The organism is Arthrobacter sp. zg-Y20 (genome assembly GCF_030142075.1).
Classification (GTDB): Bacteria; Actinomycetota; Actinomycetes; order Actinomycetales; family Micrococcaceae; genus Arthrobacter_B.
Window position 1 is genome coordinate 2,021,187 of record NZ_CP126241.1, and the last position, 21,851, is coordinate 2,043,037.

18 protein-coding genes are annotated in these 21,851 nt (G+C 66.7%); 6 read left to right on the forward strand and 12 right to left on the reverse strand.

What is annotated here, in order from left to right:
• Positions 1-9: 9 nt before the first annotated feature.
• Complete coding sequence (gene ybeY, locus QNO06_RS09680) at positions 10-486, reverse strand: rRNA maturation RNase YbeY (RefSeq protein ID WP_227911442.1); 477 nt, start codon at positions 484-486, stop codon at positions 10-12.
• Entirely contained in the window at positions 483-1,541 is a 1,059-nt protein-coding gene (locus QNO06_RS09685) for a PhoH family protein (protein ID WP_442860135.1), read from the reverse strand. Before QNO06_RS09685 ends, ybeY begins: the two co-directional genes overlap by 4 nt.
• Before the next feature lie 380 nt (positions 1,542-1,921).
• Between QNO06_RS09685 and QNO06_RS09690 the strand changes: the two genes are divergently transcribed.
• Positions 1,922-2,893, forward strand: a complete 972-nt coding sequence (locus tag QNO06_RS09690; RefSeq protein ID WP_227911444.1) for a GerMN domain-containing protein — start codon at positions 1,922-1,924, stop codon at positions 2,891-2,893.
• 20 nt (positions 2,894-2,913) lie between these two features.
• On the opposite strand, the gene QNO06_RS09695 is transcribed toward QNO06_RS09690, so the two are convergent.
• The 3 genes from QNO06_RS09695 to hrcA all read right to left on the reverse strand — a co-directional run bounded on the left by QNO06_RS09695 (position 2,914) and on the right by hrcA (position 5,955).
• Positions 2,914-3,696, reverse strand: a complete 783-nt coding sequence (locus QNO06_RS09695; RefSeq protein ID WP_227911445.1) for a 16S rRNA (uracil(1498)-N(3))-methyltransferase — start codon at positions 3,694-3,696, stop codon at positions 2,914-2,916.
• A gap of 1 nt (position 3,697) precedes the next feature.
• Entirely contained in the window at positions 3,698-4,837 is a 1,140-nt protein-coding gene (gene dnaJ, locus QNO06_RS09700; protein WP_227911446.1) for a molecular chaperone DnaJ, read from the reverse strand.
• 104 nt (positions 4,838-4,941) lie between these two features.
• Positions 4,942-5,955, reverse strand: coding sequence for a heat-inducible transcriptional repressor HrcA (gene hrcA / locus QNO06_RS09705; protein WP_227911447.1), 1,014 nt, complete (start codon positions 5,953-5,955; stop codon positions 4,942-4,944).
• A 163-nt stretch (positions 5,956-6,118) separates the two neighbouring features.
• Between hrcA and QNO06_RS09710 the strand changes: the two genes are divergently transcribed.
• Together QNO06_RS09710 and QNO06_RS09715 are read left to right on the forward strand one after the other, a co-directional pair.
• Positions 6,119-6,967 (forward strand): DUF3097 domain-containing protein, encoded by an 849-nt coding sequence (locus QNO06_RS09710; protein ID WP_227911448.1) that lies wholly within the window; start codon positions 6,119-6,121, stop codon positions 6,965-6,967.
• Between the two features lie 121 nt (positions 6,968-7,088).
• Positions 7,089-7,511 carry a DUF4870 domain-containing protein gene (locus QNO06_RS09715; protein ID WP_442860130.1) on the forward strand — a complete coding sequence of 141 codons (423 nt, stop codon included), beginning with the start codon at positions 7,089-7,091 and terminating at the stop codon, positions 7,509-7,511.
• Positions 7,512-7,577: 66 nt separating this feature from the next.
• Here QNO06_RS09715 and hemW read toward each other — a convergent pair whose 3' ends face one another.
• Both hemW and lepA read right to left on the reverse strand, forming a co-directional pair.
• Positions 7,578-8,810 (reverse strand): radical SAM family heme chaperone HemW, encoded by a 1,233-nt coding sequence (gene hemW, locus QNO06_RS09720; protein WP_227911449.1) that lies wholly within the window; start codon positions 8,808-8,810, stop codon positions 7,578-7,580.
• Complete coding sequence (gene lepA / locus QNO06_RS09725; RefSeq protein WP_227911450.1) at positions 8,807-10,660, reverse strand: translation elongation factor 4; 1,854 nt, start codon at positions 10,658-10,660, stop codon at positions 8,807-8,809. The genes hemW and lepA overlap by 4 nt, the downstream gene beginning before the upstream one ends.
• 178 nt (positions 10,661-10,838) lie before the next feature.
• On the opposite strand from lepA, the gene QNO06_RS09730 reads away from it, so the two are divergent.
• Both QNO06_RS09730 and rpsT read left to right on the forward strand, forming a co-directional pair.
• Positions 10,839-11,468, forward strand: a complete 630-nt coding sequence (locus QNO06_RS09730; RefSeq protein ID WP_227911451.1) for a type II toxin-antitoxin system PemK/MazF family toxin — start codon at positions 10,839-10,841, stop codon at positions 11,466-11,468.
• A 173-nt stretch (positions 11,469-11,641) separates the two neighbouring features.
• Positions 11,642-11,902 carry a 30S ribosomal protein S20 gene (gene rpsT, locus QNO06_RS09735; protein WP_227911452.1) on the forward strand — a complete coding sequence of 87 codons (261 nt, stop codon included), beginning with the start codon at positions 11,642-11,644 and terminating at the stop codon, positions 11,900-11,902.
• A gap of 73 nt (positions 11,903-11,975) precedes the next feature.
• Here rpsT and holA read toward each other — a convergent pair whose 3' ends face one another.
• The 5 genes from holA to leuS form a co-directional block, all read right to left on the reverse strand.
• Positions 11,976-13,001, reverse strand: a complete 1,026-nt coding sequence (holA, locus tag QNO06_RS09740; protein WP_283996892.1) for a DNA polymerase III subunit delta — start codon at positions 12,999-13,001, stop codon at positions 11,976-11,978.
• 190 nt (positions 13,002-13,191) lie between these two features.
• Complete coding sequence (locus QNO06_RS09745; RefSeq protein ID WP_284162453.1) at positions 13,192-15,756, reverse strand: ComEC/Rec2 family competence protein; 2,565 nt, start codon at positions 15,754-15,756, stop codon at positions 13,192-13,194.
• A gap of 52 nt (positions 15,757-15,808) precedes the next feature.
• Entirely contained in the window at positions 15,809-16,660 is an 852-nt protein-coding gene (locus QNO06_RS09750) for a ComEA family DNA-binding protein (RefSeq protein ID WP_227911455.1), read from the reverse strand.
• Between the two features lie 105 nt (positions 16,661-16,765).
• Positions 16,766-17,761, reverse strand: a complete 996-nt coding sequence (locus QNO06_RS09755) for a DegV family protein (RefSeq protein ID WP_227911456.1) — start codon at positions 17,759-17,761, stop codon at positions 16,766-16,768.
• Positions 17,762-17,774: 13 nt separating this feature from the next.
• The gene (gene leuS / locus QNO06_RS09760) at positions 17,775-20,276 is read right to left on the reverse strand and encodes a leucine--tRNA ligase (RefSeq protein WP_442860136.1); all 2,502 of its coding nucleotides are present in this window, start codon (positions 20,274-20,276) and stop codon (positions 17,775-17,777) included.
• A 342-nt stretch (positions 20,277-20,618) separates the two neighbouring features.
• On the opposite strand from leuS, the gene QNO06_RS09765 reads away from it, so the two are divergent.
• The gene (locus QNO06_RS09765; RefSeq protein ID WP_227911458.1) at positions 20,619-21,665 is read left to right on the forward strand and encodes an RNA polymerase sigma factor; all 1,047 of its coding nucleotides are present in this window, start codon (positions 20,619-20,621) and stop codon (positions 21,663-21,665) included.
• Positions 21,666-21,851 lie beyond the last annotated feature (186 nt).

Below are 21,851 nucleotides of genomic sequence, written 5' to 3' on the forward strand. Positions count from 1 at the left end.
CACCAATGCTCAACTTCGGGTCTCCTTGGGGGCCTGTTTACCCAGGTAGGCGGAGAGCAGGCGGCGCTGGAGGCCGAACATTTCTTTCTCTTCCTCCGGTTCGGCGTGGTCGTATCCGAGCAGGTGCAGAACGCCGTGTGTGGTCAGGAGAAGCAGTTCCTCGTCGGTGCCGTGCCCGGCGTCGGCGGCCTGGCGTGCGGCTACCTGCGGGCACAGCACAATGTCGCCCAGGACGCCGGCCGGGGTGATTCGTCCGGCTGTTCCGGGACGCAGCTCATCCATGGGGAAGGAGAGCACATCGGTGGGGCCCGGCAGGTCCATCCACTCGATATGCAGCTTTTCAATGGCATCCTCGTCCACGAGGATGATGGACAGGTCCGCTTCGGGGTGCACGTAGAGGCTGTCGAGCAGGTACCGGCCCAGCCGGGCCAGTCCCTCTTCGTCCACTCCGGGCGCGCTGGATTCGTTGTTTACTTCAATGCTCATGAACGGGCCTCCCGCCCGTGGCCGCCGTTGCCGCGGCTGTTGGACTGTCCTTCGTCGCTGCGCGCGGCGCTGCGGCTGCGCTTTGCCTCGTCCCACTCGCTGTAGGCAGTGACAATGTCGCTGACCAACCGGTGGCGTACGACGTCGACCGCCTGGAGTTCGGAGAACGCGACGTCGTCGATGTCGCCCAGGATGTCGTGCACAATACGCAGCCCCGAGGCTGTGCCGCCGGGAAGGTCCACCTGGGTGACGTCCCCGGTGACGACCATCTTGGAGCCGAAGCCGAGGCGGGTCAGGAACATCTTCATCTGTTCGGGCGTGGTGTTCTGCGCTTCGTCCAAAATGATGAACGCGTCATTGAGGGTCCGGCCGCGCATGTAGGCCAGCGGCGCCACCTCAATGGTGCCTGCCGCCATCAGCCGCGGAATGGATTCGGGGTCCATCATGTCGTGCAGCGCGTCGTACAGCGGTCGCAGGTACGGATCGATCTTGTCGCTCAGTGTGCCCGGCAGGAAGCCGAGCCGCTCCCCCGCTTCAACGGCCGGCCGGGTCAGGATGATCCGGTTGACCTCCTTCTGCTGCAGCGCCTGAACGGCCTTGGCCATTGCCAGGTATGTCTTGCCGGTGCCGGCCGGCCCGATGCCGAAGACCACTGTGTTGCGGTCAATCGCGTCCACGTAGTTCTTTTGGTTCAGGGTCTTCGGCCGGATGGTTTTGCCCCGGGTGGAGAGGATGTTCTGGGTCAGCACGTCCGCCGGGCGGTGCGTGCTCTGGTCACGGAGCATGCTGATCAGCTGCTCGAGGACCTGCGGGGTAACCCGGGTCTGGTTCCGGGCCAGGACACGGACCTCGTTGACCAGGCGGACGGTCTGCTCCACATCGGCCGCGGGTCCGGCAACCGAAAGCTCATTTCCCCGGACCAGCAGGCTCACCTCGGGATTGGCCGCCTCAATGATCCGCAGGGCCTCGTCGTTGGCCCCCAGCGACTGGACCATGTGTTCCGTGGAGTCAAAGACAATTGTCTGGTTGTCCAGTCGGATGGTGCCGATTTCCATTGAAGATTCGGTCATATAGACGGCCTTTCCAGGCCTTTCATCGCCCCTTATTGAGTGCTGTTGGGTGTGCTGCTGTTGGGTGGTTCGGTGCGCCGTACTCCGCGTCCCGTTTACTAAAAACGCCGCAGTACGGGGCTTTATTTCCCTGCACGTGATTCCTGCGCCCCTGCTGGTGCCTGCGCCGCGCAACTCCGGCTACGTAAATCTTACTTGATCTGCCCGCACCCGGGCGGAACACCATGGGCTTTATCTCGGGGCCGCAACGGTGATGTCTCAATCGTGTTTCAGTCCGGCCGCGGTCCCGCGAACAGCACCGGTGGGCCCGAAACCGTGTGCGAAGGTGGATGACGTACCTGTTAGCGACACCTTAAGGAGGGTTGATGTCCACCGGAAAAACCCGCCGTGCCCCATCCCCCTCCATGTGCCGGCGCCGGCTCCTGCTCGCCGGGTCCGCGCTGGCAGCCGGCGCCGTGATGCTTGGCGGCTGCGGCGTGGTGGCAGAGAATGCCACCACCACCATGCCGACGTCGGCCAACGCCGGCGAAACCGGCGGAGGTGCCGCCATGACCATCTCCCCGCCCGCCGAGGCGGCCTCGGCTTCTACCTTGATGCCGGTCTACTGGCTCGGCCTCAACGAAACAACCGTGAGCCTCTACCGGGAGTTCCTGCACTCGGACCATACCGGCGATCCGGTCGGCGAGGCAGTCCGGGCAATGACGGCGGGGAAACCGCTGGACCAGGACTATTTCACGCCATGGCATCCGGCTGACAGCGTCACCGCTTCCATTTCCAGCAAGAACGTCATCACGGTGGACATCTCCTCGGATGCGTTCAAGGGCTCCCTCGACTCCGGAATGGCCCACCGTGCCGTGCAGCAGCTGGTGTACACCGCCACCGCCGCTGCCGCCAACGCGAAACTCACCGCGGTGGGCCAGGAAAGCACGGTGGTGATCCTGGTGGACGGCAAGGCGGGCTATCGTGCGTTCGGGCATGTCCCGCTGGATGAGCCGCTTCGCCGGGACACCAAGCTGGCTGCTCCCATCTGGATCATCGATCCGCAGGAATCCCAGGTGCGCGGCAGTGACGTGGAGATCAGCGGCACCGCGGTGGCGCAGCCTTCCCAGCTGTACTGGCGTGCCGAGCCCGTGGTGGACGGCAGGCCGTCCTCGGCAGCCGTGGCTGCGGGCACCGTGGACCTGCATGCCGCAGTAGGGGAAACCGGGAGGTTCAGTTTCTCCGCGACCCTCGCACCGGGCGACTACAGTATCCGTGTCTTCTACGGCGGACATGAATCGGCCGGAGATTCCAAGCGGATCACGGTTATCTCCGATCCCGGCTCCCCCGAGGGGTAAGTCGCCCTACGGCGGCCGGACTACCAGCGGCCCAGCAGCTGATTCAGGACGGCCAGCGCAGAAGGACCGGCGGTGGAGGACCGCAGCACATGCGGGCCCAGCCGGACCGCCACCGCGCCGGCGGCACGCAGCTGTTCCAGCTCCGCCGGGCTGATACCGCCCTCCGGTCCCACAACCACCGCAATGGAAGCCTGCGCCGCATCCGGCCCGGCCGGACCAGCGCGGCGGTCGCCGAGTGCCGCCAATGCCCCGGCGAGGGGTGCGTCGGCTTCCTCATGCAGCACCAGTACCAGGTCCAGGTCCGAGAGACGGCGGACCAGGGCCTTGCTGTCAAGCAGCGGCTCAACCTCGGGAATGCGGGAGCGGCGGGACTGCTTGGCGGCCGCGGCGGTCAGTGCCTGCCACTTGGCCTGGCCCTTGGCCGCTTTCTCCGTGCGCCACCGGACAATGCTGCGGTCCGACTGCCACGGGATCACGGCATCCACGCCCAGTTCCGTGGCCGCTTCGACCGCCTGCTCATCACGGTCTCCCTTGGCGAGGGCCTGCACCAGGACAAGGCGCTCAGCCTCCGCCGGCTCCTGCGTTACCGCTTCCACGGCCAGTTCCAGCAGGGACGGGCCGGTCACGGTGACGGTGCCGGTGATCCGCCGTCCGGCACCGTCCACAACGTCCACCGGCTCGCCGGGGGCAATCCGCTTCACGGACACGGCATGGCGGGCTTCCGGTCCTTCCAAGCGGAACGAGCCGCCTGGGCGGACTGCTGCCACCAGCTCCGGATCCCCGAAGAAAATGGGGTTGGTCATCCTAGAGGTTGCCCAACCGGTCCCGCAGTTTCGCGAAGACGCCGGAGTTCGAACTGTTCAGGCGGCCCTCGCTGTATTCCTCCCCGCGCAGCTGGGCGAGTTTGCGCAGCAGCTCTTCCTGCTCGGAGTCCAGCTTCTGCGGGGTTTCCACGTGCACATGCACCCGCAGATCGCCGCGGCCGTGGCCGCGCAGGTGCGTAACACCGAGTCCGTTGAGGACGGAGACCTCACCGGACTGGGTGCCGGGCTTGACCGTGATTTCACGTTCGCCGTCGAAGGTGTCGAGGGTGACCGTGGTGCCCAGGGACGCCGCAGTCATCGGGACGGTGAGGGTGGCGTGCAGATCATCTCCCTCGCGGAGGAACGTCGGGTCATTGTTGACCCTGATTTCCACGTAGAGGTCGCCGGCGGGGCCGCCGGCCATGCCGGCCTCGCCCTGCTGGCTGAGCTGGATCCGGGTGCCGGTGGCGACGCCGGCGGGGATCTTGATGGTCAGTGTGCGGCGGTTGCGGACCCGGCCTTCACCGGAGCATTCGTGGCACGGATCCGGAATGACGGTGCCGAAGCCGTTGCAGGTTCCGCAGGGGGCCGAGGTCATGACCTGGCCGAGGATGGAACGTACAGCCCGCTGCACCTGGCCGGTGCCGTGGCAGATGTCGCAGGTCCGCGGGGATGTGCCCGGCTGGCAGCACGATCCGTCACACGTGGGGCAGACGACGGCGGTGTCGACGTCGATCTTCTTGTTGACGCCGAAGACGGCGTCCTTGAGGTCGATCCGCACGTTGATGAGCGCATCCTGGCCGCGCCGGGCCCGCGAGGCGGGTCCCCGTCCGCCGCCGGGGGCTGCACCGCCGAAGAAGGTGTCGAAGATGTCCTGGAAACCGAAGCCCTGGCCGCCGAAGCCGCCGCCGCCGAAGCCGTTGTCGGTGCCGTTCTCGTTGCCCGTGGTGTCGTAAATGCGGCGCTTCTCCGGATCCGAGAGAACCTCGTAGGCGTGCGTTACGGCTTTGAACTCATCGGATGCACCCGGAGCATTGTTGACGTCCGGATGCAGCTTGCGGGCAAGCTTCCGGTACGCCTTCTTGATTTCTTCACCCGTGGCGTCTCGTCCGACGCCCAGAACCTGATAGTGATCGCTCACTCGTGCACATCGCTTCCTGTATTGCCTGCCTCCGGTGGTGGAGGCGTAGTTTGTGGTCCGCCGGGTGGCCCGGCGGGACGGCCGCGCAGCTGGTGCGGGCCGGCCTAGTTATTGAGTATTCGGGAGAGGTACCGCGCCACGGCCCGGACGGCTGCCATGGTGGTGGGATAGTCCATCCGGGTGGGCCCCAGGATGCCGACCTTTGCCGAAGCGTCGGGTCCGTACCCCGTGGCCACCACCGATGCTTCGGATAGTCCGCCGTGCGGGTTTTCCCGTCCAATCCTGACGGCAACACCCCGGGCGTCCTGCTCCATCTCGGACAACAGCCGCAGCATCACGACTTGTTCCTCGAGAGCCTCCAGGACCGGTCCGATTGTCAGCGGGAAGTCTACCGTGGAGCGGGCCAGGTTGGCCGTTCCGGCCATAACCATGCGGTCCTCCCGGTTAATTCCGGCGAGCATTTCCAGGCAGTGGCCCAACGCGGCGGCCACCCTCCGGGAAGCGGCAGGCACGGTGGCCAGCGCTTCGGCAAGGTGGCCGGTGATGCTGCTGAGCGGCGTGCCGGCAAGGGCGGCAAGGAAATGGTGGCGCAGGTCCAGCAGATCGGGTTCGGTCACCGGCTGCGGAACCGTGATGACCCGCTGCTCCACCCGTCCCGTGGTGGAAATCAGGACAACCAGCACCTGGGCCGGCGCCAGGAGGACAAATTCGATGTGGCGCACTTTGGCGTTGCCCAGGTGCGGGTACTGGACCACGGCCACCTGGTTGGTCAGCTGGGACAGCAGCCGTACAGTGCGGTCCATAACGTCATCCAGATCATCTGCGCCTTCGAGCAGGGACTGGATGGCACGGCGTTCCGGGGCCGAGAGCGGTTTCACGTCCGAAATCTGGTCCACGAACAGGCGGTAGCCCTTATCCGTGGGGATGCGTCCCGCCGAAGTGTGCGGGGCGGTGATGAGCCCTTCCTCTTCAAGGGCCGCCATGTCATTGCGGATGGTGGCCGAGGAAACACCCAACTGGTGGCGCTCCACCAGTGCCTTGGAGCCGACGGGCTCGCGTGAATGGACGTAGTCCTCGACAATGGCGCGGAGGACCTCGAGCCGGCGTGGCTCACTCATGGCTTTTCCCTCCCAGCGAATCGGCGGATGGTGCGGCGGGTTAGCACTCCCACTGCTCAAGTGCTAAGTCTAATACGGATCAACTGCGTTGCTAGCATTGAGGAACCCGTTCACCCCCTGCGGGCATTCCAGCCCAACCGAGCATCTGAGTGAGGCAATTTTCGTGTCCAGTTTTTCCTGGGGTCCGCAGGACATCACTGCCCCGGCCCGGACGGCCCTGCGAAAAGTCGGCGCCGAACCCGGCCTGGTCCTGGAGGATGTTGCCTCCGGCTGGGTGGGTGCCGTGGTGCGGGTGGAGAAATCCGGCGGGCTGCACCTGATGGTCCTGGAGGACCGCCGCGGAAAAACCAAGTCCTTCGAGCTGGGCTTTGGCTTCCTGCTGGAGGGCGAGCCCGTGGAGGTGGTGCCGGCGTCCGCGGCCGCGCCGGGCAGGGCCGCACCGGCCCGTACCGCGTCCGGATCCGTACGGGTGGCCAACCAACGCGCCCGCACCGCGCGGGCCAGCCGCATCTGGGTGGAAGGCAAGCACGACGCGGAACTGGTGGAAAAGGTCTGGGGCGATGACCTGCGCGTGGAGGGAATCGTCGTCGAGCCCCTCCACGGCGTTGATGACCTCTATTCGGCGGTCCGCGGCTTCGGGCCGGGACCCGGGCGCCGCCTCGGCATCCTGGTGGACCATCTGGTCCCGGGGTCCAAGGAATCCCGGATTGCCGCCGAGGCAATGACCTGCCCCGGAGCGCCGGGCAACGTCCTCATTGTGGGCCACCCTTATGTGGATGTATGGCAGGCGATCAAACCCTCGGTGATCGGCCGGAGTGCCTGGCCGGTGGTGCCGCGGAACCTTGATTGGAAGACCGGCATCCTGCAGGGCCTGGGCTGGCCGCACCGGGACCACACCGACGTCGCCCTGGGGTGGAAGAAGCTTTTGGGGCAGGTGCACACCTATGCGGACCTTGAGCCCTCGCTGCTGGGACGGGTGGAAGAAGTCATTGACTTCCTGACTGTCCCTTAGGTGAGATGTGCGCCGCACCGGCCGTCTCCGTTCCGTTATAAAGCGGACCAGACAGTACGCTTGAGGAATACGTAGTAGCGGACCGACCCTGAGTCACCATGAGCCAAAAGGAAATTACGCCGTGTCCAACACACGCCAGAATCACCCGCCCCGCCCGGAAGAGCCCGCGCAGCGACCCGTGTATCAGGGCGCTCCGGCCAACGCGCTTCCGCTGACCGCTTCGGAGGACCGGCAGTGGGCAACCATGGCGCACTTCGGCGGCATACTCGCCTTCGTCCCGTCCTTGATCATCTACCTGGTCTTCCGCGACCGCGGCCCGTTCACTGCCCAGGAATCCAAGGAAGCACTGAACTTCACGCTACCGCCCAGCATTGCGGCGCTGGTGGTCTGGGCCCTGTCCTTTATCCCCGTGGTGGGCGGCTTCTTCGCCGTACTCAACGCCCTGATCTGGGTCTACGTGGCTGTGTCCTCCGTCATTGCCGGCATTGAGTGCAACCGGGGACGGCCGTACCGCTACCCGTTCAACCTGCGCCGTATCAAGTAGTTCAGCCAAATAAAAAAGCCGGACCGGGACTAAGCCCGGTCCGGCTTTTTTCGTTTGTGCCGGCGATCAGTCCGGCAGCAGCCGGCGGACCACCGCATCGGCCAGCAGCCGTCCGTTGCCGGTGAGGATCACTTTCCCGGTCAGCGCCGCCCGGGGATCCACCAGTCCGTCGGCCATCAGGCCCGCCACGGCCAGCCGGCCGGGCTCCCGCAGCCGGTTCAGTTCCAGTCCCTCTGCCAGCCGCGTGCGCAGCATGATGTCTTCGATGTACCGGGTGTCGGCGTCAAGCGTCTCCCGGCCCACTGAGGGCGACTCCCCCGCTGCGATCCGCTGGGCGTAGGCGGTGGGGTGCTTGGCGTTCCACCAGCGCACGCCGCCGGCATGCGAATGTGCGCCGGGGCCGATCCCCCACCAGTCGTCGCTGCGCCAGTAGGCCAGGTTGTGCCGGCACTGGTCCGCCGGGGTGCGCGCCCAGTTGCTGACCTCATACCAGGACAAGCCGGCTGCGGTCATCATTTCGTCGGCCAGCACGTACTTGTCAGCGTGGTCGTCGTCGTCAATCGGGGGCACCTCGCCGCGCCGCATCCGCGCCGCGAGCTTGGTCCCTTCCTCGATGATCAGGGCATAGGCCGAAATGTGGTCCGGCTCGTAGCTCAGGGCTTCTTCCACGGAAGTTTTCCAGTCCTCCATGGATTCGCCCGGGGTGCCGTAGATCAGGTCCACGCTCACGTGCAGGCCGGCGTCGCGCGCCCATTTCACTGCCTGCGGCACCCGCGAGGGGGTGTGCGTGCGGTCCAGGACCGCCAACACGTGCGGTACCGCTGACTGCATCCCGAAGGACACGCGGGTGAAACCGGCGTCGGCGAGCAACTGCAGGGATTCGGGGGTCACCGAATCCGGGTTCGCCTCGGTGGTGACCTCAGCGCCGGGCGCCAGGCCCCACTGGTCGACGGCGGTTGTGAGGATCATGGCCAGGTCCTCGGCCGGCAGCAGCGTGGGCGTGCCGCCGCCGAAGAACACCGTTTCCATCCGGCGCTCGGGCATCCCGGACCGGCGGAGCGCGTCCGCTGCGAAAACCACTTCGCGGGCCGCCGTCGCCCCGTAGGCCGCCTGGGAGGCGCCGCCGCCGAGCTCGGTGGCCGTGTAGGTGTTGAAATCGCAGTAACCGCAGCGGACGGAGCAGAACGGAATGTGGACGTACAGTCCGAAGTTCCGCTCCGCTGCGCCTTCTGCGGCCTGTGCGGGCAGGAGGCCGTCGGCGGGTGCCGGGTCTCCGAGGGGCAATGCGCTGGGTGTCACTTCTTGGATTTGTCCTTGGAATCGTCAGAGGAAAGTGCAGCCACGAAGGCTTCCTGCGGAACCTCCACGCGGCCCACCATCTTCATCCGCTTCTTGCCTTCCTTCTGCTTTTCAAGCAGCTTGCGCTTACGGCTGATGTCGCCGCCGTAGCACTTGGCAAGCACATCCTTGCGGATGGCGCGGATGGACTCGCGGGCAATGATGCGCGAGCCAATGGCCGCCTGGATGGGGACCTCGAACTGCTGGCGCGGGATGAGTTCGCGCAGCTTGCCCGTCATCATCACGCCGTAGGAGTACGCCTTGTCCTTGTGGGTGATGGAGCTGAAAGCATCCACCTGCTCGCCCTGGAGCAGGATGTCCACCTTGACCAGATCGGCAACCTGCTCGCCGTCGGCCTTCCAGTCCAGGGAGGCGTAGCCGCGGGTCTTGGACTTGAGGATGTCGAAGAAGTCGAACACGATCTCGGCCAGCGGCAGGCGGTACCGGATCTCGACCCGGTCCTCGGACAGATAGTCCATGCCGCCCAGGACACCGCGGCGGGTCTGGCACAGCTCCATGATGGCGCCGACAAATTCATTCGGCGCCAGGATAGTAGCCGAAACCATCGGCTCACGGACCTCTTTGATTTTGCCTTCGGGGTACTCGCTGGGGTTCGTCACCGTGACGACCTTCTTGTCCTCGAGCGTCACCTCGTACTCCACGTTGGGCGCCGTGGAGATCAGGTCAAGGTTGTATTCACGCTCCAGCCGTTCACGGGTGATTTCCAGGTGCAGCAGGCCCAGGAAGCCCACCCGGAAGCCGAATCCCAGCGCGGCCGACGTCTCGGGTTCGTAGACCAGCGCGGCGTCGTTGAGCATCAGCTTTTCCAGCGCCTCGCGCAGCACCGGGTAGTCGGCACCGTCGATGGGGTACAGCCCGGAGAAGACCATGGGCTTCGGGTCTGCGTAGCCGGGCAGGGATTCCGTAGCCGGCTTGGCCAGGTTGGTAACCGTGTCGCCGACCTTGGACAGGCGCACATCCTTCACGCCGGTGATCAGGTAGCCCACCTCGCCGACCCCAAGTCCCTTGGACGGGGTGGGTTCCGGGGAGCTGACGCCGATTTCCAGGAGCTCGTGGCTGGCGCGGGTGGACATCATCTGGATTCGTTCGCGCGGGGACAGGGACCCGTCAATCACACGGACGTAGGTGACGACGCCGCGGTAGGTGTCATACACGGAGTCGAAAATCATGGCGCGGGCCGGGGCATCGGGATCGCCCTGCGGCGCCGGAATCTCGCGGACAATCTGGTCCAGCAGGGCTTCGACGCCCACGCCGGTCTTGCCGGAAACCCTCAGCACGTCCGCCGGGTCGCCGCCGATGAGCTTCGCCAGTTCTTCGGCGTACTTCTCCGGCTGCGCTGCCGGGAGGTCGATCTTGTTCAGCACCGGAATGATCGTCAGATCGTTCTCCATGGCCAGGTACAGGTTCGCCAGCGTCTGGGCCTCGATACCCTGGGCGGCGTCCACCAGCAGAATCGCGCCTTCGCAGGCTGCCAGGGACCGGGATACTTCGTAGGTGAAGTCCACGTGGCCCGGTGTATCGATCATGTTCAGTGCGTAGGACTCGCCGTCGAGCTCCCACGGCATGCGCACGGCCTGGGACTTGATGGTGATGCCGCGTTCCCGCTCAATATCCATCCGGTCCAGGTACTGGGCCTTCATATTGCGGTGCTCGACGACGCCGGTGGACTGGAGCATGCGGTCGGCCAGGGTGGACTTGCCGTGGTCGATGTGGGCGATGATGCAGAAGTTTCTGATGATCGCCGGATCCGTCGCGGCAGGCACCGGCGAGAAGCGGGCCATAGGTGACACTGTGGCGGTTCCTTTACTGTTTCCGGGACAGGCCCGACGCCGCGCGGGTGCGCCTGCGTGCGGTGGCAGTGTCCAGGCTTTGCTGGTGGGTGTTTCTGTCGAATTAACAGTCTCCCACGTTTGCCTGCCCCAGCAGGAACCGAAGCGCCGTTGACTGCCGGACGCCTAACGTAGTGCCATGCCCTTTAACGCACGCACCTTCGCTTCCCTTGTCCGTTCCGCCGCCCGGCTGCTGGGCCAGGCCGGGTCCGGTGCCGGCACCGTTTCCGGGCAGGGGTCCCGGGACCGGACCGGCATAAAGTCCCGGCCCGGGCCCGGCCGGCGCTCCCCAAGGCCGTCCCCCGCGCCCTCCCCCGGACCCAAGGCTGCGCCGTCGCACCCCCGGCAGGCCGCGGCGTCGGGCGCTACTGGATACGCGGGTGACTATGCGGGGCCCGTAAGTCCGGTCTACGCACCCCGGCCCGACGGCGATCCCGACCCCGGTGAGGTTGTATGGGCGTGGGTCCCCTACGAGGAAGACCCGGCGCAGGGCAAGGACCGCCCCGTGCTGCTGATCGGCCGCAACGGTGCCCTGCTGCTGGGCCTGATGATGACCAGCCGGGACCGGAACAACACTGGATCGTCTGATCCGCGGTACCTGGACGTCGGTACCGGGCCGTGGGACAGTAAGGGCCGTCCCAGTGAAGTTAAACTGGACCGGGTGCTCCGCCTGGAACCGGAGAGCATCCGCCGTGAGGGCGCAGTGATGGATGAGCGGGCGTTCGGCCGGGTAGTCCGCGCACTGGCAAAGGTGCGCCCGGCGCGCTGAGCGCCGGTTGGCATACCGGCACCGAATCTCTGCTAACATTTATTGCTGTGTGTCCGCGCAGGTCGACGGGCACTTCAGTTCAGGCGCCATTACGGTATCCCCACGCCGCTCAGTCAATGTCTGGTCTGAAATTCCCTCACCGACCAAGTCCGCAATACAAAGAGAGTTTATAAGTGGCCAATATTAAGTCCCAGAAGAAGCGCATCCTCACCAACGAGAAGGCGCGTCAGCGTAACAACTCGGTGAAGTCCGAGCTGAAGACCGTCATCAACAAGGTTGATGTTGCAGTCAAGGCCAGCGATAAGGATGCAGCAGCCGAAGCGCTGAAGACCGCCAGCCGCAAGCTGGACAAGGCCGTCAGCAAGGGCGTAATCCACAAGAACAACGCTGCCAACCGCAAGTCGGCCATCTCCAAGAAGGTCAGCGCGCTCTAAGCAGCAAGCTAGCAAGACTTCCGGCGCGGCCGGTCCTTCGGGACCGGCCGCGCTTTGGTTTAAGTCCAGGCTTTTACCGGCCCGATGCCGCCAGGGCAATTACGGTCACGGCGCGTTCCACCGCGTACACGGGGTCCCGTCCGGCGCCCTTGACCTGGGCGTCTGCTTCGGCGAGGGCCTGCACTGCTTCGATGAGGGACTCCGAGGAAAACCTCTGCGCATCCCGGCGTGCCTGGTCCACCTGCCACGGTGCCATGCCCAGTTCCTTGGCCATGGACGCGGAGGAACCGCGCAGGTTCACCACGCGGGCCACCGCGCGGACCTTCATGGCCAGGGCGCCGACCAGCGGCACCGGATCGACTCCTGTATCCAGTGCGTGACGCAGCATGGACAGCGCCTGGGCCGCCCGGCCGGCCAGGGCGGCGTCTGCCACCTTGAAGGCCGTGGCTTCGACCCTGCCTCCGTAGTAGCGTTCCACCAATTCTTCGGTGACCTCGCCGGTGGCGTCACTGATCAGCTGCTGGCAGGCCGCAGCCAACTCGGACAGACTGGAACCCACGGCGTTCACCAGTGCGCGGGCGGCAGCCGGATCTATGCGGCGGCGGGCGGACCGGAATTCGGAGGTGACGAACTCGAGCTTTTCTGCATCCTTCTTGAACGGCTGGCATTCCACCACCGGAGCACCGGCAGCCTTCACGGCGTCCAGCAGCTTTTTGCCGCGGTTGCCGCCGCTGTGGTGCAGCACCAGGACTGCGTCCGGGGACGGATCCTTCAAATAGGCAAGGGTTTCGGTGAGGAAGTCTTCGTTCATGGAGGCCAGGTTCACGGCTTCAATGAGTTTGGCTTCGCCGAAGAGTGAGGGGCTGGACTGCAGGGTGAGTTCCCCCGAGGCGTAGGAAGCGGCGTCGAACTGCACCAGCTCGGTGTCCGGCTGCTTCTCCCGCAGCGCCGCCCGTAGCCGGTCCCGGGCCCGGGACGCCAGGTAATCTTCGGGGCCGGCCAGCAGGATAACCGGGGCCGGTTCGACCTCCCGCCACGACACCGTGCGCGAGGAGGTTTTGCTGCCGGAGCTGCGTTTGGAAGGGACGGCCGGATTCACAGCAGGTGCTCCTGGGATTGTGCTGGCGGCGGGGTTGCGGAACCCGCCGGGATCAGTGGATCTGAGCATACCCGCACTGCGGATATCCTCCCTCCAAGATTCTCACGCCGGTCCGCGGGCACCAACTCAGGGCTCCGCGCCGGTTCCGGAGAGCCGGTGACCGTCCCGAGGCCATCAATCCACCGTCCGGTCACGGCGGCAGCCCGCTGACCTGGAGGGCGTCCTGGCGCCGTGCCACCAGGACGGTCCCCAGCTCATCCGTCCGTGCTACAGCTGCGCCGGCGCTTTCCAGTCCCTGGACAATCTGCGGGGCCGGATGTCCGTAGTCGTTGTCCGCTCCGACCGAAATCAGCGCCAGCGACGGATGGGCTGCACGCAGCCACCCGTCGCCGCCGTTGCGGGCACCGTGATGGGCCACCTTCAGCACATCCACTCCGGCATGCAGGACGGGGTGGGATGCCAGGACCGCAGCGGCGGCGTCCGTTTGGGCGTCTCCGGTCAAAAGCACCGTCAGGGGCGGCCGGCCCGGGTCCGCAGCGGCAATAGTAAGCAGCAGGACGGCGCTGGCATTGTTCTCATCGTCCTCCCCCGCACCCGGCGTTGCCCGTCCTGAGGCTGTTTCCGGCGGCCAGAGAACTTCCCAGCGCACCATGCCGGCGGTACCCGTCATGCCCTCACTCAACCGGGTTCGGGGCGCCGGTGAGCCGGACAGTGCCTCCTCCAGTTCCGGGGGCAGCGTGGACGACGCCGTGGAATAACCAATCTCCCGCACGCTGCGCCCGGACAGGACACCGGCGGTGCCGCCGTAGTGGTCCAGATGGGCATGCGTTATCACCAGCAGGTCAATGCTTTGCACGCCCAGCCGGTCCAGGCAGTTATCCATGTCCTCGGGCTCACCGCCCGCATCCACAACGACGGCGCTCCCCGGCCCGGTGCGGACCGCCAGTCCGTCGCCCTGCCCCACATCGCACGCAGCCAGCACCCACTCCTTCACCGGCACGGCCGGCCCCTCACCCGCACCCCGTAGGACCAGCACCGTCCCGGCCGGCAGGACCAGGACAATGACCGCACCGGCCACGGTCCAGCGGTTAACGTTCCAGCGGTTAACGTTCCAGCGGTTAACGTTCCGGTGCCGGAACCAGGGCAGTGAGGGCCCCTGCCGGCGCGGAAGGTCCCCGTGGTGCCGGTTCCTCCGGGACAAGTACAGGATCCCGCCTGCGGCGCCGGCTGCGGCCGTCCCCATCAGCACGGCTCCGGGTCCGCCTGCCGGCCACGGCGCCAGGGCGCCCGGCACGGATTCGAAGGCACGGGCGGTCCCGGCGACCCACCAGGCCCCTGCGGCCGCGACCGCTAAAGGGATTCCGGCAGCGGCCGGTGCCAACCCGACCACTGCCACGGCCAGCATTCCCGTGATGGTTACGCCCGGGACGACCGGTGCAGCCACCAGATTGGCAGGCACCGAATACACCGGCAATTGCGGCTGGAGCAGGACCAGGACCGGGGCGCAGAACAGCTGCGCCGCGACCGGCACCGTCAGTGCTGCCGCGAACCACAGCGGAAGCCGACGGGACAGCACCCGCAGCAGGTGCGGCCCCAGGAGCACCAGTCCCAGTGTGGCGCAGACCGACAGAATGAACGCGTAGCTCGTGCAAAGCCAGGGGTCGATGAACAGCAGGACCGTGATGGACAGGAACAGCAGGGCCACCGGCAGGCGCCCCCGTCCGGATAGCACCGCCAGGGTGCCCAGCCCGCCCATAACCGCTGCCCGAAGCACGCTCGGATCGGGCCGGACCAGCAGGACAAAAGCCGTCAGTCCGGCCAGCGCCAGCAGCACGGCGGCTGCACGGGGCAGGCGCGCGGCCCTGGCGGCCAGGAAGACGAAGGCCAGCAGGTAGGAGCAGTTGGCGCCGGAGACCGCCGTCAGGTGGGTCAGGCCGGTAGCCTTCATGGATTGGCTCAGATCCGGGTCCAGGGTGCTGCGGTCGCCGAGCACCATGCCCGCCAGCAGTCCGTCCACGGATACTCCCCGGTGGGCGGCGGCCTGCACGAAATCGTCCCGCAGCTGTGCCGTTGCACCGTACCAGCCGCCTCCCGGATGGATGTCAGGATCTGTGGCTGCACGCATCAGCGCAAGGTTCCGGTCTCCGGGCTGCAGTTTCTGCAGGGTTCCGGCACTGCTGAACCGGTCGCCCCAGCGGATCGCGGCGTATTCTTCACCGCCCACTACGAGGATGGGCGCTGATGTTCCGAAACGCTTACCGTCCGCAGCGGCGGTTTCGGCGACTGCGTCAACAAGGTACCGGGACTGCCCGGTGAAGCGGTCTGCTGCGGCCGGCCGGGCATCGGACACAGCACGGAAGTCAGCACTGACTGACCTTTCCCCGGCGATGAGACCGGAAACAGGACCGCTGCTGCGCTCGGTCAAAGCACCGGCAGCTCCGGCACAGACAAGCGCTGCAGCGGCCATCGGCACGGCGGCGCCCCGCAGGAGAGCAGCACCGCCCGCCCGCCAGCGCGCTGCCAGGGCAAGCGCCGCAATACTCCCAGCAGCTGCCGCAGCAGCCAGCAGCAAACCGGTTTCCGGGGCCAGCCGCACTGCGCAGAAGGCAGCAGCCCAGGCTGCGGCGGCAGTTGGCAGAAGCCGCAGTTCCAGCACCCGCGCCGGCGGTTCGGTTGTCTTTTGTCCGCGCTGATTCCTGGCCGGCGAACGTGCGGCTGCCACAGCGGGAGCAGGCGCAGCTGATACTGATCCCAAGGCGGAAGCCACATACCGGTCCCAGGTGCCCCTTTGACCCATGCCGAAGCTGCTAAACCGTGACCAGGGGCAGGAGCGCCGCCATCATGGCTTCCCCAATGCCGGGCACCGCGTCCAAATCCTCCGGCCGGCTGAAGCGTCCGTGCTCGGTCCGCCACGCGATGATCCGTTCGGCCAGCACCGGCCCCACCCGCGGCAGCTCCTGCAGCTGCGCGGAGTCGGCGGTATTGAGGTTGACCGGGGAACCGGCTCCGGGAGCCGCGCCGGCACCCGCCCCAGTACCGCCGCTAATCCCAGGCACTCCCCCGCTACCCCCTCCGCGCTCCGCTGCCGTTCCAGCTGCGGGCGGAGCAGCCTCGCCGAGACGGGGCACCAGCACCATGGCACCGTCTTCCAGCACTGCAGCCAGGTTCACCGCTGCAAGGTCGGCATCCGCCGCTGAACCGCCGGCTGCGTCAACGGCATCCACAATCCTGCTTCCGGCCTCCAGGCGGACCACCCCGGGGCGTTGGACAGCTCCCGCGACGTGAACCACTACTACGCCGGCCCCACCGGACGCTGTTGCCGGCCCGGACACGCGGGCGGCTTCTGCGGGGGCATCCGGTGCCGGTGCCGTACCCGTTGCGGAACTGCCGGCGCCAACAGGTGGCTGCGTTGAGGCATCCGGCTCCTCAAGATCAACGGACGCAACCGGTACCGGATTCCGGTCCCTGAGCAGATACACGGCTGCCCCGCATCCCAGCAGCAGGCACACCGCCAGTACTGCGGCGGGCAGCGTGAAGGCCCACCGGCGTCGCGTGCCGGGAGAATCATCGGGTGCATCCTCTGCGTTCTCGGGAGTAGCCGGCAGGTCCGGTTCCGGTTCGCTCCCCTGCCAGGTGGTTTCCCATCGGTGCTGTGCCATGGGAAAAAGCTAGGTGGAAAACGGCCCATCCAGCTCTCCGCGTGCCTGCAACCGGGCCTTCCGTCGCTGCGCCCGGGACGCCGGCGCCCCTGTGGAGGAAGCCCCTCAGGACGCCGGCGACTCCGGCGGTGCGCTGACCGGTGCGGCAAGTGCCCCGCGCTCACCCGATATGGGCGCACGGTCCCCGACAACCGCGACCGCCAGTACTCCCAGCCCCACGTGGGCGGCAAGAACCGCAGGAAGCGGGCAGATAAGGATCTCGACTTCGGGTGAAGCTGCCCCGATGAGGCCGGCCAGCCGTTCGGCTTCGGAGGCATTGCCGAAATGGTGCACGGCCGCACGGACCTTCCCGGTCCGCGCGGCGATGTCCTGCTGCACCAGTTCGGCGAGCCGGGCGAGTGCCTTCGGGGCGGTCCGGACGCGTTCCAGCGGCAGGACCTTCCCGTCGCGGACCACGAGGATCGGCTTCACGGCGAAGAGGGTCCCCAGCCAGCCGGCTGCCGCCCCGATACGCCCGCCGCGCCGCAGCTGGTCCAGGCTTGGCACATAGAAGAGGATGTTCGAATCCGCGCTCACTGCCCGGGCGCAGGCAGCCACGGCCTCGGGCGGACAGCCGGCACGGGCGCTTTCGGCTGCTGCGGCAACGGCAAAACCGAGTCCCATGGCCGCCGTCGCACTGTCGATAACCTCCACGGGAACAGCTGCCGAGCGGGCGGCAAGCCGCGCGGAGTCCACTGTGCCGGACAGCTGGCCGGAGAGGTGGACGGACACTACGGAGCTGCATCCGGCAGCAGCCAGTTCGGCGTAGGCCGCCTCAAACCGGCCCGGCGCCGGCCGTGAAGTGCGCACCTCGTGTCCCTGGGCCAGGGCCATGGCCAGGGCAGGGATCAGTTCCTCGGATCCCTCACCGTAAATCTGGTCTCCGATCATGACCGGCATGGGAACAACCCGCACAAACCGTGCCACCTTGGCTGCGTCCGCCCACCCCCGGGGCAGGGCGGCAGCGGAATCCGTCACCACTCCCACGGACGGCCCGGGGACGGCGGCGGTTTCCCGCTGCCGTCCCTTGGCCCGCGATGCGAGCCGTTCCAGCCAGTCCATGGTTGTCCGGGGCCTAGGCCGGGACGATGTTGACGAGTTTCGGCGCCCGTACAATAACGGTTCGGATGCCGCGCCCGTCAAGGGTCCGCTGCACTGCCTCGGACGCCAGCGCGGCTTCGCGCAGGTCCTCCTCGGAGATGTCCGCGGCAACCTCGAGCCGGTCCCGGACCTTGCCCTGGACCTGGACCACGGCGGTCACTGTGTCCTGCACCAGCAGCGACTCGTCGACCGTGGGCCAGCCGGCGTTCACCACGGAGGCTTCGCGGCCCAGCAGGCTCCACAGATCCTCCGCTGTGTACGGGGCGAACAGGCTCAGGATCACGGCCACGGCTTCGGCGGCTTCGCGCACTGCCGGATCGGCGCCGCCCGCACCGGAATCAATGGCCTTGCGGGTGGCGTTGACCAGTTCCATCAGCTTCGCCACCACCACGTTGAACTTGTTGTTCTCCAGCAGTTCGGTGGCCTCGGCGACGGTCCGGTGGGTTAGCGACCGCAGCTTCTTGTCACCGCCGGAGTAGTCGATGCCCGGTTCGCTCGTAATGTCCTGCCCCAGGCGCCAGGCGCGGGCCAGGAACTTAGCGGAGCCCGACGGCGAGACATCGGCCCAGTCGACGTCGTCTTCCGGCGGCGAGGCGAAGATCATGGTCAGCCGCACGGCGTCGACGCCGTACTTGTCCAGCTGCTGGCCCAGGTCCACACCGTTGCCCAGCGACTTGGACATGGCCTTGCCGCCGTTGAGGACCTGGCCCTGGTTCAGCAGCGAACCGAACGGTTCGCTGGTTTCCAGCAGGCCCATGTCGTGGACCACCTTGGTGAAGAACCGTGCGTAGAGCAGGTGCAGGATGGCATGTTCGACACCGCCCACGTACTGTCCGACCGGCATCCAGTTCTTCGCCGCCTCCGGATCAAAGGGTCCGTCGGTGAAATGCGGGGATACAAAGCGCATGAAGTACCAGGACGAGTCCACGAAGGTGTCCATGGTATCGGTGTCGCGCTTGGCCGGGCCGCTGCACTTGGGGCAGGCAACGTTGACCCATTCCTCGGCGGAGGCCAGCGGCGAGGTGCCCTTGGGTGCCAGGGCTTCGCCCTTCAGCCCGGTGGGCAGGGTGACCGGCAGCTGGTCATCCGGAACCGGAACCTCGCCGCACTCGGCGCAGTGGATGATGGGGATGGGGGTGCCCCAGAACCGCTGGCGGGAGAGCAGCCAGTCGCGCAGCCGGAAGTTCACGAACTTCTCGCCCGTGCCCTGCTCTTCGAGCATGGCGATGGCGGCCGGAATCGCTTCGGACTTCGGCAGGCCGTCCAGGGCGCCGGAGTTGATCAGGGTGCCTTCGCCGGTGGTGGCAGTGCCGCTGACGGCGGGATCTTCTTCGCCGGTGTCCAGGACCGCCCGCACGGGCAGGTCGAAGGTCTTCGCGAAGTCCAGGTCGCGCTGGTCATGCGCGGGCACGGCCATGATGGCGCCGGTGCCGTAGTCGGCCAGCACGTAGTCCGCGGCCCAGACGGGCAGCTTCTCCCCGTTGAGCGGGTTCACGGCGTAGCGGCCGGTGAAGACGCCGGTCTTGGTACGTTCGGTGGACTGGCGTTCGATGTCCGAGAGAGCCTTTACCTGCTCGCGGTAGGCCAGCAGGGAATCCATGTTCCCGTCAGTGGTCAGCTCAACCGCCAGCGGAGCGTCTGCAGCCACCACGAAGAAGGTGGCACCGGCCAGGGTGTCCGGGCGGGTGGTGAAAACGGTGACCTGTTCCTCGGGCTTGCCCTCGGCAGCCTCGATCGCGAAGCGGACGTGGGCGCCCTCCGAGCGGCCGATCCAGTTCTTCTGCATGGCCAGCACGCGCTCGGGCCAGTGCCCCTTGAGCTGCTCCATGTCATCGAGCAGCCGGTCCGCGTACTCGGTGATCTTGAAGTACCACTGGTTCAGGGACTTTTTGGTGACCTGGGTGCCGCAGCGTTCACAGGCGCCGTTGACTACCTGCTCGTTGGCCAGCACGGTCTGGTCCTTCGGGCACCAGTTGACCGGGGAGTTCTTGCGGTAGGCCAGCCCGCGCTCGTAGAACCGGGTGAACAGCCACTGGGTCCAGCGGTAGTACTCCGGGTCGGAGGTGTGGATGCGGCGGGACCAGTCAACGCTGATGGCGTAGCGCTTGAAGGATTCCGCCTGCGTTTCAATGTTGCGGTAGGTCCAGTCGCTGGGGTGCGCATTGTTTTTGATGGCGGCGTTTTCAGCCGGCAGGCCGAAGGAGTCCCAGCCGATCGGGTGCAGCACGTCATAACCGAGCTGGCGCCAGTACCGGGCAACGACGTCGCCCATCGCGAACGCTTCGGCGTGCCCCATGTGCAGGTCGCCGGAGGGGTAAGGGAACATGTCCAGCACGTAGCGGCGTTCGCGGGAGCCGTCATCGGCAGGGGTGAAAACGCCAAGGTCCTCCCAGACCTTCGGCCATTTCTGTTCGATGGCCGCGAAACTGTAGACGGCCTCTTCCTGCTGATCAGTCTGTGACTGCGTGCTCACTATGTTTCGCCTCTGTCCTGAATGAAAAAATCTTGATCCGCGCTCCGGGCCGATGCACCGGAAACCTGGTCCTCCCCAGACACACAAAAGCCCCTCGACAAGCAAGGGGCGGCCGCGCACAGACGGTGCGCGGCTAGCTAAGGAGGAGTACTGCGCTCATTTCTCCACTTTACAACAGAGCGTGCGCTCCGGAAGCAGGATGCCGGGGTGAGCCGCAGGGGGAAATTCTGCCCGGCAGCGTATCTTTTCCCCTGCTCCGTGCGTCTACCGGTTAAAGGCTGTGGCGCAATGCCATTGTTGGTTCAGGACCGCCGGGGGCGGCCTGTAAAAAGGAGCGAAATGCCAGTGGATACAAACCCTGCAGTGTCATTGGCGGGCACGGAAAGCGGCAGTGCGGGACTGGGTGGCATTCCGCGCCAACTGCGGCAGGTCCGGCGCGATTTCCTGCTCGCCCTGGAGCCGGTCCGCCCTTCCGTTTACCGTTACTGCCGAAGCCTGGCGGGGAACGTGTGGGACGCCGAAGACCTGCTCCAGGAAACCCTGACCAAGGCATTGGCCGAGGCGTCCCAGCGGCACGAACCGATCCGGAACCTGCAGGCGTGGCTGATCCGCATAGCCACCAACACCTGGCTGGACACCGTCCGGCGCAGCACCAGGAACACTGTGGCGGACTTCAGCGCCCCGGAGATGGACCGCGCGGACGACGGCGTCGCCGATCCGCTCACCGCCGTGGCGGTGGAGGCCGCCCTCCGCCGGCTGGTGGATGTCCTGCCACCGAAGGAACGTGCCTGCGTGGTCCTCAAGGACGTATTCGGCTATTCACTGGCCGAAACCGCGGACGTCCTGGATACCAGCGCCGGTGCAGTGAAATCGGCCCTGCACCGCGGCCGGAACACGCTGGCGGCTGCCCAGGAGGCGCCGTCGCATTCCGACGGCTCGTCCGGCGGTCCCGCGGCTGTGGCGGTGCCTTCGGCCGGGCACGCCGAACTGCTGCGCCGGCTGGCGGATGCGTTCAACTCCTACGACATTGAGGCCATGGTCAGCCTGTTCCTGGCGAACGGCCGCACGGAGGTGGTGGGCAATGTCAGCGAAACCGGACACGAGGAAATCCGCACCGGTTCCCTGGACCACACCTTCGGCCCGGAGGCGCCCGAGATCTACCGGGCCACCGTGCACGAGTTCGACGGCGAGGAGGTCATCCTCCTCTGGGAACGGCCCAAGGACAGCCCTGACGCAGCGGAAGTGGTGGCCGACGTCGTCCGGATGCGTGCCGCGGAAGGCGTGCCGCTGATTGCGGAGACGAAGGTCTATTTCTTCTGCCCGGAGCTGCTGGAAGAAGTGGCCGGGGGCCTGGGACTGCCTTTCAAGACCAACGGCCTGTCGTACTTCTGACCGGCAGCTTCAGTGGCTTCCTGCGCTTCCCGGGCCCGAGTGGCGTCCACCGCGATGTCGCAGCCGCTGTTGCCCGCTCCTGGCGATGGCGGTGTCCCGGGTAGTCGGGGTTTCCGGCCACATGGAGAACTCGCCACACTGCCGCCTGCGCGGCACAACGCAGAAGGCCCCGGCGGTAACCGCCGG

What these genes read in the sequence shown, in the direction of transcription:
- QNO06_RS09685 (WP_442860135.1), bottom strand. Translation starts at nt 1,541, where the DNA reads ATGGAAATCGGCACCATCCGACTGGACAACCAGACAATTGTCTTTGAC.
- ybeY (WP_227911442.1), bottom strand. Translation starts at nt 486, where the DNA reads ATGAGCATTGAAGTAAACAACGAATCCAGCGCGCCCGGAGTGGACGAA.
- QNO06_RS09695 (WP_227911445.1), bottom strand. Translation starts at nt 3,696, where the DNA reads ATGACCAACCCCATTTTCTTCGGGGATCCGGAGCTGGTGGCAGCAGTC.
- QNO06_RS09750 (WP_227911455.1), bottom strand. Translation starts at nt 16,660, where the DNA reads ATGGCACAGCACCGATGGGAAACCACCTGGCAGGGGAGCGAACCGGAA.
- QNO06_RS09690 (WP_227911444.1), top strand. Translation starts at nt 1,922, where the DNA reads ATGTCCACCGGAAAAACCCGCCGTGCCCCATCCCCCTCCATGTGCCGG.
- hrcA (WP_227911447.1), bottom strand. Translation starts at nt 5,955, where the DNA reads ATGAGTGAGCCACGCCGGCTCGAGGTCCTCCGCGCCATTGTCGAGGAC.
- QNO06_RS09755 (WP_227911456.1), bottom strand. Translation starts at nt 17,761, where the DNA reads ATGGACTGGCTGGAACGGCTCGCATCGCGGGCCAAGGGACGGCAGCGG.
- QNO06_RS09730 (WP_227911451.1), top strand. Translation starts at nt 10,839, where the DNA reads ATGCCCTTTAACGCACGCACCTTCGCTTCCCTTGTCCGTTCCGCCGCC.